The sequence below is a fragment of the Cytophagaceae bacterium ABcell3 genome, from assembly GCA_030913385.1.
GTDB lineage: Bacteria > Bacteroidota > Bacteroidia > Cytophagales > Cytophagaceae > ABcell3.
The window spans coordinates 4969347-4983478 of record CP133159.1; the positions used below are offsets into that span (position 1 = coordinate 4969347).

14 protein-coding genes are annotated in these 14132 nt (G+C 39.0%); 3 read left to right on the forward strand and 11 right to left on the reverse strand.

Annotated elements, in window-relative coordinates:
* Window positions 1–78: 78 nt before the first annotated feature.
* Window positions 79–1086, reverse strand: a complete 1008-nt coding sequence (locus RCC89_20440; GenBank protein WMJ75509.1) for a glycosyltransferase — start codon at window positions 1084–1086, stop codon at window positions 79–81.
* 137 nt (window positions 1087–1223) lie between these two features.
* Here RCC89_20440 and RCC89_20445 point away from each other — a divergent pair, with 137 nt between their 5' ends.
* Window positions 1224–2069, forward strand: a complete 846-nt coding sequence (locus tag RCC89_20445) for a class I SAM-dependent methyltransferase (protein ID WMJ75510.1) — start codon at window positions 1224–1226, stop codon at window positions 2067–2069.
* A 228-nt stretch (window positions 2070–2297) separates the two neighbouring features.
* On the opposite strand, the gene RCC89_20450 is transcribed toward RCC89_20445, so the two are convergent.
* The 5 genes from RCC89_20450 to RCC89_20470 form a co-directional block, all read right to left on the reverse strand.
* Window positions 2298–3866: a hypothetical protein gene (locus RCC89_20450; protein WMJ75511.1), complete on the reverse strand. Its 1569-nt coding sequence runs from the start codon at window positions 3864–3866 to the stop codon at window positions 2298–2300.
* A 19-nt stretch (window positions 3867–3885) separates the two neighbouring features.
* Entirely contained in the window at window positions 3886–4488 is a 603-nt protein-coding gene (locus RCC89_20455) for a hypothetical protein (protein WMJ75512.1), read from the reverse strand.
* Window positions 4489–4792: 304 nt separating this feature from the next.
* Window positions 4793–5461, reverse strand: a complete 669-nt coding sequence (locus RCC89_20460; protein ID WMJ75513.1) for a MarC family NAAT transporter — start codon at window positions 5459–5461, stop codon at window positions 4793–4795.
* Between the two features lie 555 nt (window positions 5462–6016).
* Window positions 6017–6493 (reverse strand): hypothetical protein, encoded by a 477-nt coding sequence (locus RCC89_20465; protein WMJ75514.1) that lies wholly within the window; start codon window positions 6491–6493, stop codon window positions 6017–6019.
* Between the two features lie 10 nt (window positions 6494–6503).
* Window positions 6504–7658 carry a zinc-dependent alcohol dehydrogenase gene (locus RCC89_20470; GenBank protein ID WMJ75680.1) on the reverse strand — a complete coding sequence of 385 codons (1155 nt, stop codon included), beginning with the start codon at window positions 7656–7658 and terminating at the stop codon, window positions 6504–6506.
* Between the two features lie 262 nt (window positions 7659–7920).
* Here RCC89_20470 and RCC89_20475 point away from each other — a divergent pair, with 262 nt between their 5' ends.
* Window positions 7921–8562: a hypothetical protein gene (locus RCC89_20475; protein ID WMJ75515.1), complete on the forward strand. Its 642-nt coding sequence runs from the start codon at window positions 7921–7923 to the stop codon at window positions 8560–8562.
* Window positions 8563–9200: 638 nt separating this feature from the next.
* Here RCC89_20475 and RCC89_20480 read toward each other — a convergent pair.
* Window positions 9201–10193: a 2-hydroxyacid dehydrogenase gene (locus RCC89_20480; protein ID WMJ75516.1), complete on the reverse strand. Its 993-nt coding sequence runs from the start codon at window positions 10191–10193 to the stop codon at window positions 9201–9203.
* Window positions 10194–10409: 216 nt separating this feature from the next.
* The gene (locus RCC89_20485; protein ID WMJ75517.1) at window positions 10410–10733 is read right to left on the reverse strand and encodes a hypothetical protein; all 324 of its coding nucleotides are present in this window, start codon (window positions 10731–10733) and stop codon (window positions 10410–10412) included.
* 385 nt (window positions 10734–11118) lie between these two features.
* On the opposite strand from RCC89_20485, the gene RCC89_20490 reads away from it, so the two are divergent.
* The gene (locus RCC89_20490; GenBank protein ID WMJ75518.1) at window positions 11119–11919 is read left to right on the forward strand and encodes an alpha/beta hydrolase; all 801 of its coding nucleotides are present in this window, start codon (window positions 11119–11121) and stop codon (window positions 11917–11919) included.
* A 108-nt stretch (window positions 11920–12027) separates the two neighbouring features.
* On the opposite strand, the gene RCC89_20495 is transcribed toward RCC89_20490, so the two are convergent.
* From RCC89_20495 to RCC89_20505, 3 genes are read right to left on the reverse strand one after another with little or no spacing between them, the layout of a single operon-like run.
* A complete protein-coding gene (locus tag RCC89_20495) occupies window positions 12028–12810 on the reverse strand; it encodes an alpha/beta hydrolase (protein ID WMJ75519.1) in 783 nt (260 codons plus the stop codon).
* A gap of 24 nt (window positions 12811–12834) precedes the next feature.
* Window positions 12835–13728, reverse strand: a complete 894-nt coding sequence (locus RCC89_20500; protein WMJ75520.1) for an alpha/beta fold hydrolase — start codon at window positions 13726–13728, stop codon at window positions 12835–12837.
* Between the two features lie 23 nt (window positions 13729–13751).
* Window positions 13752–14120: a hypothetical protein gene (locus RCC89_20505; GenBank protein ID WMJ75521.1), complete on the reverse strand. Its 369-nt coding sequence runs from the start codon at window positions 14118–14120 to the stop codon at window positions 13752–13754.
* Window positions 14121–14132: the final 12 nt, after the last annotated feature.

Genomic DNA, 14132 nt, shown 5'->3' on the forward strand with positions numbered 1-14132 from the left:
AAACAACAACTTCCCAAACAATAAAAGAGGAATATTATAAGGATACACAAAAGAAGAAATGTAAAAAGGCCAGAACATCTATCCCGCGATAACAAAATCGTCCAACTCACTTAAACCTTTACCTGTTAGAAACTTACGAATACTTTCCCCAACACCTCTTTTAGAGATAAAACTGATTATAAAATAGTTATCCTTAACTGTAATATCCGAAGGCGGCAAAAAAATCGCACCGCACTGGGACTTCTGCTTTAAATCAGTAAAAGCATATATTGGGACACCCGCCTTTAGAAGAAGCCCAGCCCTTGCCCGCGGACGTTTACCTGTGCCGCAAACAACCACTTTTCTTTCGGGGTTAATGTGTTTTTTCAACCACGCAGAAAGGTACTTTATCCTTACCAAATCAAATGCTTCATCCGTATAATTGTCATGGTTTCTGGAAAGCCTTGACCTATGATCGTTCCAAACAAGCAAGGTTTCCTGGAGCTTTTCAAAACGTACGCCATTGACATGCCACCGCAGCCACAGTTCATAATCTTCGGGCACAGCTTCAGTAGCATATACACCATACCGCTCCACCAAAGCCATACGAAACATCACAGAAGGGTGTGCCAGTGGAGACTCTGCAAAGAAGTTTCGGGCATGGTCATAAGGGAAAAGAATACTATTCTGCCATTGTACATAGCACTGATATCCATTCGATTCAGAAAGCTCTGAATGAAAATCACAACAACAAGAAACAACGTCTACACTTGGGTTTTGTACCAGAAAAGCATACTGTTTCTCCAACCGCTCAGGCAAAGAAAAATCATCCGCATCCATTCTGGCGATTATAGGAGCCTTGGCATGCTTAAGGCCAGTATTGAGCGCGTAGGCAATACCTTGGCGAGGCTCATGAAGCACTTTAATGCGCTTATCTTTCCGTCCATAAGCCATTGCAACCTCCACACCATTATCAGAAGAATTATTGTCAATAAGCAATAGCTCCCAGTCTTGACAAGTTTGCCTCAATATGCTGTCCACAGCACCAGGCAATACCTCTTCCGCTTGGTAAAATGGCAGTAAGATTGAAATTGAGGGTACTTCCATAGTTCTAGTAAAAAACTTATGTTTAGGGGTAAAACATTTCAAGTAAGGACAGTCAATATACTAACAATACAAAAATTGTCAACAAACAATTTACTGAATTATAAGTTTTATGTTGACCCCACCAACATGAAACATCAATGCTAAAAGAATTATATAGAACTCTTTCGCCAAAGTTCCAAACAGTAAACTTGGACTATAAAGTGGACGCCAAGCCCAGGTATGGACATGGAGCACCAGGACACCAACTGCTCCATAAGGTCATTAATGAAAACCGTATGCTTTATCGAGAATACTTAAAGCAATTCTTAAATTATTCTGAGCAATTGCAAAAAATAAAAGCCATTGATGAGGACGAAAATAATGTTTCATGGGAAAATGGTTATTTGCCCGGACTTGACATCATAGGACTGTATGGGATGGTTGCCAAACATAAACCTAAACAATATATTGAGATAGGTTCCGGAAACTCAACAAAGGTCGTTAAGAAAGCCATTAAGGAACAAGGGCTAGCAACAAGAATTACTTCAATAGACCCTTGCCCAAGGGCCAATATAGATCATTTGGCAGACAAGGTAATACGCCAGCCCTTTGAGGAGCTAACAAACCTCACGCCAATTATAGAATCACTGCAAAAGGACGACATTCTATTTATTGATAACTCACATCGCGCATTTCCCAATTCAGATGTGACCGTTTGCTTTCTTGAGCTTTTACCATATCTGAAGGAAGGAGTCATAGTTCAGTTTCACGACATCTACCTTCCTTACGATTATCCGCAGTTCATGTGCCAACGCTTTTATAACGAACAATATATGCTGGCAGCATTTATATTAAGCAACCCGAAAAAATATAACCCCATACTTCCAAACTACTTTATAAGCGAAGATGAAGAATTGAAGCAAATAATTGCGCCACTTTACAAACACAGCAACCTCAACAGTGCTGAAAAACATGGTGGATCATTTTGGCTACAAATTAAGTAAGTTCGAAAGGTTTGGTCAATAAATGGGTTTTAAACTTTTATTGCGCCCCTTCAAGGCTGAGACTGCGCCTTCCTCAAAAGAGATAGGAATCATTAAAAAAAAAACCACAGTTCAAACTGATTGAACACAAGTGTACAAACTACGCAAGCCTCGCATTGAAAATTCAATTCAATGCAAATCTATGGCGTAACTTGTACACTTGTAGCTGAAAAACAGATATTGCTATACTTATTTAAAAGTCACCGAAGCAAAGCGGTTTTTCCTTCCCCTTTGTCCAAAGATCACAATTTCATCGTCAGAAATTTGCTCACATACTTTTGGACGGGTAATGGTAGAAGCGCTTTTGTTATCAAACAAGGCTTGCTTAGAAACATTGCCCGACATATCAACCTCTGCTAAAACGACCACAGCTTTCTTTGGAACAAAGTTATAAATCTGCCCTTGCTTAAGGTCATTCAGGTTACGTGGATTGTCATTGAATACAAAGTACAGCTTGTCTTTCCTAACAGCTTTAACATAAGAGGAATAAAAACCTCCATCATTTACCGTAACTTGCTTTTTAGGGATTTTAGAGGCCCATTCTATAGAACCGTCAGGGCTCATATTTACTATAATAATATCATTATAGTTATAATGATATGTGGTAGTAGTTCGAACATTCCCTTGACTGTCGGTACTTGTACGAGTTACCACTCGTACAAAATACTGTTCTCCAACCAAAATGGCTCCACCGTCACTACGAAGAATGATATCATCAAGGTCATACTGATACATTTCAATATCTTTACCTTTTGCAGCTTTCTTTTTAGCCTTTTTCTGTTGTCTTTCAGTATAGTTTTGGGTGATAAAGTCCATACTGAACTCCTTAAAGTTCTTTCTTTTAATGGCTTTGGACTTGTTATCAACCGTCAAGAAATAAGTCCCTTTGATACTTGAGGTTCCCATATCTGAGTAAAAGCCGCCACAAATGATATCAGAATTGTCAGCAATAGCAATTTGCATATCTGTTAAGAACCGGTCACCTAGTGCCACCTTATACTCAGCTTTTTGCCCATCTATTCCATAACTCAAAATTGTATAGTGGTAATTAACCTTACCTCTAACTTTAGTTTTAGATTTCTCTTTAAAAACCCTACCAAGCACATAAGCATTTCCATCATTATCAACCTTGTAACTCATAACATCGAACAGATCATCGTCATAAGGCAGGGTGATATCTTTATGCCAAACCTGATTCATTTCATTATCAAATACATGAAATCCAAAGGTTTCAGCCTCTCCTTTTCTATAAGGGAGGTTGTAGAAAACCATTAACATATTTTCATCACGAGAAAACTCATGGTTAAAATCTCCACGATTCCATCTACGCTTGTATTCAATTTCAGCAACTTTCTTTAAATCATTGTTCGGAAGGAGCGTCTTCTTGTTCACAGTTTCTACGAACAAGAAATTTTTCTTAAGCTTTTGATTATGAAAAGAACTAAAAAGGTAAAGTTTATCATTCAGGTGAACAGCAAACTCGTAGTCTCTGTTTTTTCCCTCAGTTTTCAATTGGAGAGGCTGGGATAATTTCAAGTTCATACTATTGTCATAGTACTCAAGGCTCACCTTTTTGGCGTTAAATTTGGTTCTTACGGCATAAATACCAGAATCGTCAAAACCAATTATATCGGATAAAGTAGTTTTCCTTTTAGCCTTAGTCTCATTACCCATTAGAATGTTCACATTGTTGGCATTTTGGGCAAAGCCTAAAGCGCTAAAAGCGACAATCAATAAAGTCAGTACAATTTTTTTCATTGAAAAAGAAAGTTATGGTTTAAAAAAGATATCCAAGTTTTAAAGTGATCGGCAAAATAAAATGGCTGCCTAAAGATCTTGCAGAAAATTGGTTTTCTGGCTCGAACAACCTAACACCAACACCAACATTATAGTCCAAAATCACCCTACCCCATATATCTAATTGAACACCAGCATTATAAGCTATATCATTAAAAATTATATCATTTGCACTAGTTTGGAAATAATGCCGTCTTCTATATTGAATGCCTGTATATAAGTTTAAAGGCGCACCATGAAAATAAATACGAGGGTTAACCCATATACTATAACCACCAGAGGGATCAACAATTTCCGGAGCATCCATACCAGCGTATAGTCCAAAAAACTCTGGGTTGTAATAATTCATTAAAGGCCCACCGCCTATCTCTATTGAAAATTTATCACCAAACGCTCTTTCATAGAAAAATGCGATATCTCCCACATAGACAGAAAGAATATTAAACTTTATGACATTTTTAGAATTAGAAAAACCACCATCATCAAACAAAGCGGAAACATCTTCAGAGTCCTCTTGCGCATAAGCAACAGGAGCTGCAAAAAAGTAACACTTAAACAAAAGAAAACAAATAAAAACTCTCATACGCCCGATTAATTCTAAACTTAGAAAGATCAAAATTACAAAAAACTAAGTAAAAATTAAAGATAAGATCCAAATACCTATAAAAAAGGCACTATTAGCGAGGTCAGAGAGGGTTTTATTGAAAAATGAATTAGACCAATAATTCAGCGGTAATTAGTGCCAATGCAGGGAGAATATTGCAGTAATTATTACATTTATCGAATGCAAATACAGCCTCTGACTGCCACAGATGAAAGGAGTTTGTATAAACTGTTTTCCTGCAGCTTCTAAATATAGCTGAAAACATAAAAAAACGATTAAAAAGCTATTGTTCAGGTGTACTACCTACTTGGACCCTTTGTAAAAAATCAGCCATTTCTCTTCCAGTCAAAATATCCAATACGCCATTGACAATAAATTGTACACCCACACATAAAATGATAAAGCCCATAATTTTAGTCATGGCATTAAGTCCGTTTACACCCAAAAACTTTACAAGTTTAGAAGAAGAACGAAGAGTAATAAATACGATCAAAGACACAACCAAGATCCCTACAGTTATAAAAATGTAGTCAATAATGTTGACAGTCAAGGAACTAAGACCTATAATTACTGAAATAGATCCGGGGCCACTTAAACTAGGCATGGCCAGTGGCGTAAAAGAAATGTCTTTCTTTTTAGAAGCTTCTTTTACTTCCGCTTTCGAAGGGCCAAGCTCATCCTTGGGCTTAAGCATTCCCATCCCAACACCAAATACTATGATTCCACCGGCAATACGCATTCCAGGAACAGATAGACCAAAGAAGTTTATAATAAAAGTCCCACCTATTAAAAAAGTCACCAATATAAAGGTCATGTATACCACCCCTTGCCAGGCTTGGACACTTCTCTCTTCTTCGGTATAGTCCGGTGTTATAGACAAAAACATAGGGGCTGTACTAAAAGGGTTGATTATTGGTAAAAGGGCGGCAATGGTAGCCAGTATTAACTCCATAAATAATAAGATCAACAATTAGACACCAAAATTACCAAATAAAAGAACTTAAAAGAAGTGCTCTCTAATAGGAAGGCTAAAATATTATAAATCGCTAATAGTATATAAGGGTTTACCCATTTAGATATCTTATGTGTTATTAGCTTACCTAGGCTCGCTTAGTTACTTTTGCCTCGCCGGCAGGGCCTTACTTTTTTTCTTAGACAAAAAAAGTAAGCAAAAAAGTCAAGGCCTGTGATGAAATTTGCTAAACTTTATAACCATTACGCTATCCCGATAGCTATCGGGATGAAACTCACCCTCCTTGCGTCGGGCTCAAACAGCAAATTTTTTGGCCGCTCCATGTTTATAAAGTTCTTAACGCAATTTCATCAATGGCCGCCTTATTTCCTAACAATAGCACATATCGCCATTAAAAAGCAATTTAAAGCATTTTATCGTACAAAAAAACTTATTACTTCCTAGAGACTTAAATGGGTAATCCTAAAATATTATGAACAACTAATATAAAACAAAAAACAGCACCCTCTGCCATAGAGAGTGACTGTCTATCATTTACTCTTTAAATCGATTATACACAAAGGAGAAAGCCACAAAGGCAACCGCTCCACCTGTCACAAACTTACGCAACAGCCCCAGCTTATTGTATTTCCACTCAGCCTTTATACCTCTTTCGACAAATATATTGGGCACATAACCTTGTTTCAGGTCGTCAATAATACCTTCTACCACATTTACCCGATCGGCAACCAACAGAGGTATCCAGTGTGCAAAACTGCCTTCTCCATACTTAAAGGCCAATCTGCGAATGTATCCACTTAGCCCTGAGGGTGGAACCGAAGTACCAAAAACAGCGGGCATATTGATACGTTCATTGGTTCTCAAAACTTCTATATCTACCTTTTGCAGAGGAGGCCGTTCCCAGTTATACCCCTCATGCTCCCCTTCCACATGCTTTCTCATTGGATAGGTTGGGTCAATCTTAATGTCTGCATCTACCCCCCAACCTTTAACATCTTTCTGTATCTCCATAACCTACTAATTATCTAACTGATGGTGGAACAAGTACCGGCTTAATACATTCATCCAGTTTATCAGAAAATATCCGATATGCATCCGACACCTCTTCGAGAGGTAGGCGGTGCGTAATTAACTCTTTAGGGTTAATCGTGCCATTTTGAACATGCTCTATAAGCTTCGGCAACACACGTTTCACCGCCGCTTGATTTGCACGTATTGTTATTCCTTTGTTAAGCACATTGCCCATAGGCACTAGGTTCCCTGTTGGGCCGTAAACACCTACTACAGATACCACACCTCCTTTTTTCACAGAATTTATGGCCCACTGCAATGCAGTAGCAGACCCTGCCTGCAATAAAAGCTTTCTCCCAGTTACTGTTTGCATGGCACTTCCGGCAGCCTCGGCACCAACAGCATCAATGCACACATCAGCACCTAACGATTCGGTTGTTTTCTTTATAAAAACCACCGGATCTTCAAGCGACTTGAAGTTATAAACTTCACAGTTAGCATAATTTTTGGCAAATTCTAGGCGATAGTCTAAACAGTCAATGACAATGACCCTTGAGGCGCCAAACAGCCAAGAACATTTGGCAGCCATAATCCCAACCGGTCCTGCACCGAACACGACCACCGTATCACCTTTTTGAATTCCACCCATTTCGGCTGCTTGATACCCCGTTGGCACCACATCCGTAAGCATTACCGCATCCTCCGGATCCATACCTTCAGGAATCACCGTTGGCCCTACGTCTGCATAAGGCACTCTAACATACTCTGCCTGTCCTCCGTCATAGCCACCAGCACTGTGCGAGTAACCAAACGCACCACCTAGTGCTGTAGCCATAGGGTTCGCCTCATGGCAGTTTCCATATAGCCCTTGCTGACAGAAAGTGCATTTTCCGCAGGCAATGTTAAAAGGCACAAGTACATGATCTCCAACTTTAAGCTTCTTCACATCAGCTCCCACTTCTTCCACAACCCCCGTAAACTCATGCCCAAAAGTCATACCCACACGTGTATCTGGAACATTCCCATTGTATAAATGCAAATCAGATCCGCACACACAAGAACGGGTAACCTTTACTATTGCATCCTCAGGATGTAGTATTTCGGGCATTGGTTTATTCTTATCAAGTCGAACCCGCTGAGGGCCCCTGTAATTCATCGCCAGCATTATATAAACCTTATCGTTCAACATTCTTTCCACCCAGGCATGGTATCATACCTTTTCAAAAAAACTGGCTACTTACTACAAAAGTTTAACAAGGTAAATTTAGAGGTAAAAACATGAGTACATAGGCCATTAAGGGAGCGAAAAGCTATAATTTTTCACTATTTTATATGTAAAGATTACCCATAAATTACAAAACTGCTTATCTTTACCGATTCAAAACACTTATATACCGAATTTACATCCTAATTTTTAAGTCAAAAAAATGAACAAGCTTTTACTGATTTTACCGCTTTCCTGCCTCTTGTTTTTCTCTTGCAAAAAAGAAGAAGAAGAACCAGAAGATACCCAACCAAATAATTTCTTTGAAAACTTAGCCTTTAATTCAACCAATGCATACTTCTCTACAGACGGAAGCATGTCTGCACCTGTTGACGCTGAAAAGGCAAAAGAAATTGCTGAAAAAATAGACATTACTTTTATTTATGATTACGATTACAGCCAACCAGGTTTTTTTGACCCTGTCGCACGTTCTGAGGAGTATTATTGGGATAATTTCCACCAACCGTGGCTAGAAGTAGCCGTTGAAACTCGGTTTTATGTTACCGACCTCTCTAAAGAGCAATTTGATGCCACAAAAAAAGACGATGCGCTAATAAGCAAGTATTTTGCTGACAATGATTTTTCTTTAGCTCCACATAGCATTTTTCCAGAAGGTAGTTGTATAGGTGGAAGACAGTCAGGAGAGGGAGCAACAGTTCCACTAGCAACTGGAGCGGTCTTTGGATTTGAAAATACAAGTTCGGGAAAAAAAGGTTTACTTTATATACGAACAGATCAACCATCTGCCTGGCCGTATGTCTTAATGAGTCCAGATACTAAAGTAGATATTATTAGGGAACGATAGACTTTCTTTCTAGAAAAGGGGCATAATGCCCCTTTTCTATGAAAACAACAGTTGTTTAGTTATTTTTCATGAAATTATTTAGGGCCTGCTGAAAAAGTCACAAGTGTGCAAGAAACGCATGGCCTTACATGAAGACGTATTGGAATACTTCGAATGTAAGGCCATAAAGTAGATTGTGCGCTTGTGGCTAGCCCAAAAAAATTATTGAATTAAAAGTCTCTCAATTTACTGTGCACGGTAAATTAAGAAATAACCGAAAAACCCTTGCTCCTATCCCTCATAATTTTTACACAAATATAAATAGGCGTTTTTCAGCGCGCCCTATTTATGCCCCCACCGTAGCTTGATCCTAAGCACAGAACAATCAACCGAACCATCTTCCTCTTCCTAAACATCCCCCCACCGTTCCGCGATAAAAATAAATATCCGAGCAATAACACCGATAATAAAAAGTATAAGCAATAGCTTTTTAAAATTCATCTCCAACAACTTTTACAGAAACAGAAAAAATGCAATAGGAACTTTTATAGTGGAAAATAATTAAATCGCACATTTATTTCTTAAACCATAAGGCTACACTACAAGTTTGCTGCTTTCCCAACCCTAAAGTATATTTCCCAGATTATTCACCCACTCATTTAACTCAATAAATTTGGACAGGATTGCCCTTTTTCAAAACAGCCCAGGTTGTACAAGCTAGTCTCTGCAATATTTCTTAATGCAGTTTCCGTAAGAAATGCTTGATGCCCTGTAACCAAAACATTATCAAATTCAAGTAGACGATTCAGCAGAGGGTCTTTCCCTGGTTGGTCGGAGTGGTCGTAAAAGAACAGCCCTTTTTCATTTTCATAAACATCCAACCCTAGATATCCAATATGTCCAGACTCCACTCCCTTGATGGCATCTTCTGTACTGACTATTGCCCCACGTGAAGTATTGATTAACATCACCCCCTTCTTCATCTTCGATATAGCATCGGCATTAATCATACATTTGGTGCTTTCGTTTAAGGGACAGTGTAAAGAAATGATGTCTGAGTTTTCTAAAAGCTCTTCTATGGACACATATTGTAAGCCATACTTTTCTGTCAGTTTTTCGTCTTTGTTTACATCGTACCCCAACAACTTGCATCCAAACCCATGTAAAATGCGAACCACAACAGCACCAATTTTCCCTGTGCCTATTATTCCCACAGTTTTACCATGCATATCAAAACCTACCAATGGGTCAAGCTCAAAATTATAAGCGCGCAGGCGACGGTCTGCTAGCCTGATTTTACGGTTCAGGTTCATCATCATGGTCACCGCATGTTCGCCAATGGAATATGGGGAGTATTCAGGAACATTGGCTACTAACATACCCAACTTAGTAGCATGTTTTAAATCTACATGGTCATAGCCAGCAGAACGAAGTGTAATATGCTTAATGCCTATACCGGACAATTTATCAAGTACCGGCGCAGAAAGGTTGTCATTGGAAAAAGCAGCGATTGCCTGACAACCTTCAGCTAGCGTGACAGTATTTTCATTTAATTGCTCTTTAAGATAAACTAACTGGTGTGTTTGCTTCACGTTAGCCTTTTCCATGGCATCAACTTCGAATGGTTTGGCACTAAAAACTGCTGTTTTCATTACTGTTAAAATTTTTCTTGAAATTAATGTTAGCCCAATATCAGGTTCTGATAAATTATAAGCAAATTAAGGCATCCTTGTTTAGCAGCCTTCCAGTTAAACCTGAAATATGCATTATAGCTTTCTAATAGTCTTAACCATAGCGCAGCTATGCTTTGCATCCCAAAAACCATGTTCCTCATAACGAAACACCTATAGAATAATTCAGCTTTAAACTCAAAACAAAATCCAGGCTGATAACATACCAAACAACATACTATACAAAATTGCCTCAAACTGTATTGTCCAAAAAACATTTTTTGCTACAAACTCTTTTTTCAAATACACCAGCCCTTCTATGGTATTAGAAAATGGAATTGCACTGGAAAAGTCAGCATAAACAAACATAAGGCCACCCATAAACAGAAACCGCAACCCAAAGGACAACTCTCCTAAAAAAGGCAAGATGGGGTACAAAACAACAGACATCAACATGCTTCTGACAAATTGGGACGGCAATAAAAGTTTAGCGACCCTAGCGCTCTCTTCCTTATTCTCCATATTTCTGAAGAAAGATTTATACAAGCGGTCCTTTCCCTTATACATTTTCTTTGCCAATTGCAGGTCAATTACACCAGCAACTATATAACATGTAAAATGTATTACAAAAAACAAAAGGCTAAATGTTAGATATATCATTGAAGAAGTATTAATTGCTTACATTGAAAACAAACCTGAAATATGCAATAGAACTGTCTATAGACAGCAAATCGACTCTGCCATAGTGTTCTATACTTAAAAGCTACGGCAGAGTTAATAGTCTAAATTGAGGGACAATTTAGTATGATAACATTATTATTTATGTGATTGAAATTGCTCCAACTTCTGATCTCTGTCATAGTCACTATAGCTTATTAAGAATTACTTGCAAAAAGGTTTTAATAATATGAAGGAAGGAACTACCACAAGCAGTTATGGCATACTTTATTTTCAATCACATGGGAATAAAGATAACCCAACAGTTGTATTTATTCACGGTGTAGGCATGGACCACAGGACTTTTGCTGAGCAGATAGAGTCCTTGAAGGAAAACTACCATGTAATCCTTTGGGACTTGCCAGGGCATGGCAATAGTACATTGCAAAACTATAAATCCCGATATACAGAAATGGCTGCAGATTGCCTTAATGAATTATTGACTGAGCTCAAAATCAGCAAGGCAGTATTGGTAGGGCAGTCACTTGGCAGCATGATCAGCCAATATTTCCTCCTAAAATACCCTAAAAAAGTCATTGCTACGGCGCATGTACCGGGCATAGAGCTGAAAAGTCATGCAGGCAACTGGGCTAAAGCCTTTATTCCATTGTTCATGGGCATGATTAACCTTATCCCTGCAGGGCTATTTCACAGGTCTTTCGGACGTCATAGGGCAGTTAAACCTGAAGTGCAAAACTACCTTTCCAAAACCATTGAAAAGACAGGCAAAAAACTCGTGCTAAAGATTACCAAAGACATGACACTGGACCTTATTGAGAGAAACCCTGAACCCGAAAAAAAGTCCATTTTGATCACTTATGGACAAAAAGATTTGTTTTTCATCAGAAAAGCGGCGCGCAACTGGCATAAAAAATATCCTTCCGGCTTGTGTGTTGAAATACCGGAAGCCAACCATATTGCCAATCAGGACAATCCGGCAGCGTTCAATAAGCACCTGGGTATTTTCTTGAAAGATATAGTAGGGTTTTAATGACAATAAACTATCCAACTTTCCCACATGAAAAAGCTTAGCAAAACTACCTATTTCAGCTTTCCACTTTGGTGTCAAGCCAAGTACTAGAATCAAGAAGCATAATGTTCACGTACCGTCAACACCGCTTTTCAAAACACTCAACAGCAATTCATTAAAAGCTCCTGGGTTATCTAAATTGGCTAAATGACCTGCCTCTGGCAGTGTAACAAGTTTAGCAGTTGGGTTCACTGCCATTGCTTCTAAGGTTGTTTTCAAGGCCTTGTTAATGTCTTTATCATGTTCACACTGAATGAGGGTATATCTAACCGGTAAATTTGCTATGTATTCCAAATAATTGTAGCGGGCCAAATGGTATCTGATATGCGGTATAGCACCGGTAGCTTTTAAAAACATTTGATAAACCATTTGCCTTGAATCGTCATTTAAGCCTGTATAGTTGGCCACAAATTTCAGATATTTCTTTTGAAAGAACCGAAGCATGAATGAGTCAAGCCCTCTTACAAGTGGAGCAACAAACTTAGGAAGGTTTAATTGTCCTGTGGTGCCAAAAGTTGTCAGGCTCAAAAACAAACCAGGGGACTTAGTCACAACAATATACCCCAAAACACCCCCGGCAGAATTACCTATATAGTGAATATTTTTAAGCTTTCGATCATTTATAAACTCCAGAACATCATCAGCCAAAAGCTCAAGAGCATATTGCTCGGTAATATTCTTTACCGGCTTTGGAGAATTCCCATGTCCGGGTAACGATATGGAAACAACCTGATAGTACTCAGCGAAAAATTCGTATTGATTCCTGAACTGATCAGCATTCGCTCCGGCACCATGAACAAATAACAGCGTTTCTGGATGCTCTGTGTCGGAAATATGATATTCTAATTGCATTCCTACATTTTGTGCGAACTGTACTTATTTTGTTTTATTAAAAAGCTCATCCAACCAATCATAAACAGTATGGCGAATTTCCGTAAGATGAGGCAACATAATCTTGCCTCCGGCGCCAAGTTCAGCTTTGCCAATTACTAAATCAACTTCAGGATGCTGTATTTTCTCCATAGCGTCTGTCACAAATCTGTGGGTATTGGTATAAGCCAGTTCATCTTCCCCTACCATCAAAAGACTGGGACACTGGACGGCTGAAGGCTCTGCCTTAAACTCCTTGCAAGCATCAAGCCATTCCTGCATTGTATTAACTTTCCACCTCGATTTATAACTATCCATTACATTAAACAGACCGCCTAGCCATGACCCAAAAAATCTGGCAAGCCCCTTAAAAAAAGGATAATTTTCATACTTAGCCAAAAACTTTGCTCCTTTGGCCTGTACCAGGTAATCATACATATTCAGGATGGGGCTATTAGCAATCAAAGCTTTGATTCGCTTGTCATATGCCGCCGTCCTTATCACTGTATACCCTCCTAAACTGGGGCCAAAAACAGCCAGTTTGTTCATATCCACGTCAGACCTGTTATCCAGGTAGTCGATAACCTTGCTGAGAGGCTTTTCCATATCAGGAAGCATTTTCATTCCCCTCATGGAAGTGTCTCCCATGCCTGGCAAGTCTACCGTTACCACATTATACCCACGTTCTTGGTCTCCTATGCCAAACAAGAGGCACATATCCTCAGCATAGGACTCCCCTCCACCAACATTATAAAGCGTAGGTCGTTTGACATTACTGTTGTCAGGCTTTATGAAATATCCAAACAGTTTTTTCCCTTCATATTCTACCTCAATGGTTTCAATAGGGTAACTATGTAAAGCCGCAGCTTTTCTAAACATCTCTACCGAATGATTGCGCACTTCCTGAAACCTATTTGGTGATTTTATTGGCTAAGGTTGAACAAGGCAACCCGGTTGAGATAATATACCCGAAGAAACTTTTCTCTGGCTGTAATTATATGTTCTCTTGAAAGGCTTATTTCCGCATCTTTTTCTACTAGGTTTGCTAATTTGGTGAATTCTCGCACCCAACCCTCCACGTCATACTGTCCAACGTTTCTAACCGCATAAAACGCCTCTCCGACATCGGCGCCACCCCTTGCGCCAAATGCCAATAAGTATGAGAAGTATGCATCAGCAATCGGGTTTTTATAGTAAAACTTCATTCTGCCTACAAGCGGCTTGTTATATTTAGGCACTTCCGAAACAGGGATACGCTCCCTTTTCGGAACAGTTTTAGTTTGTATTTCCATAGCAAACGGTTT

What these genes read in the sequence shown, in the direction of transcription:
- RCC89_20440 (WMJ75509.1), bottom strand. Translation starts at nt 1,086, where the DNA reads ATGGAAGTACCCTCAATTTCAATCTTACTGCCATTTTACCAAGCGGAA.
- RCC89_20445 (WMJ75510.1), top strand. Translation starts at nt 1,224, where the DNA reads ATGCTAAAAGAATTATATAGAACTCTTTCGCCAAAGTTCCAAACAGTA.
- RCC89_20450 (WMJ75511.1), bottom strand. Translation starts at nt 3,866, where the DNA reads ATGAAAAAAATTGTACTGACTTTATTGATTGTCGCTTTTAGCGCTTTA.
- RCC89_20455 (WMJ75512.1), bottom strand. Translation starts at nt 4,488, where the DNA reads ATGAGAGTTTTTATTTGTTTTCTTTTGTTTAAGTGTTACTTTTTTGCA.
- RCC89_20460 (WMJ75513.1), bottom strand. Translation starts at nt 5,461, where the DNA reads ATGGAGTTAATACTGGCTACCATTGCCGCCCTTTTACCAATAATCAAC.
- RCC89_20465 (WMJ75514.1), bottom strand. Translation starts at nt 6,493, where the DNA reads ATGGAGATACAGAAAGATGTTAAAGGTTGGGGGGTAGATGCAGACATT.
- RCC89_20470 (WMJ75680.1), bottom strand. Translation starts at nt 7,658, where the DNA reads ATGCTGGCGATGAATTACAGGGGCCCTCAGCGGGTTCGACTTGATAAG.
- RCC89_20475 (WMJ75515.1), top strand. Translation starts at nt 7,921, where the DNA reads ATGAACAAGCTTTTACTGATTTTACCGCTTTCCTGCCTCTTGTTTTTC.
- RCC89_20480 (WMJ75516.1), bottom strand. Translation starts at nt 10,193, where the DNA reads ATGAAAACAGCAGTTTTTAGTGCCAAACCATTCGAAGTTGATGCCATG.
- RCC89_20485 (WMJ75517.1), bottom strand. Translation starts at nt 10,733, where the DNA reads ATGGAGAATAAGGAAGAGAGCGCTAGGGTCGCTAAACTTTTATTGCCG.
- RCC89_20490 (WMJ75518.1), top strand. Translation starts at nt 11,119, where the DNA reads ATGAAGGAAGGAACTACCACAAGCAGTTATGGCATACTTTATTTTCAA.
- RCC89_20495 (WMJ75519.1), bottom strand. Translation starts at nt 12,810, where the DNA reads ATGCAATTAGAATATCATATTTCCGACACAGAGCATCCAGAAACGCTG.
- RCC89_20505 (WMJ75521.1), bottom strand. Translation starts at nt 14,120, where the DNA reads ATGGAAATACAAACTAAAACTGTTCCGAAAAGGGAGCGTATCCCTGTT.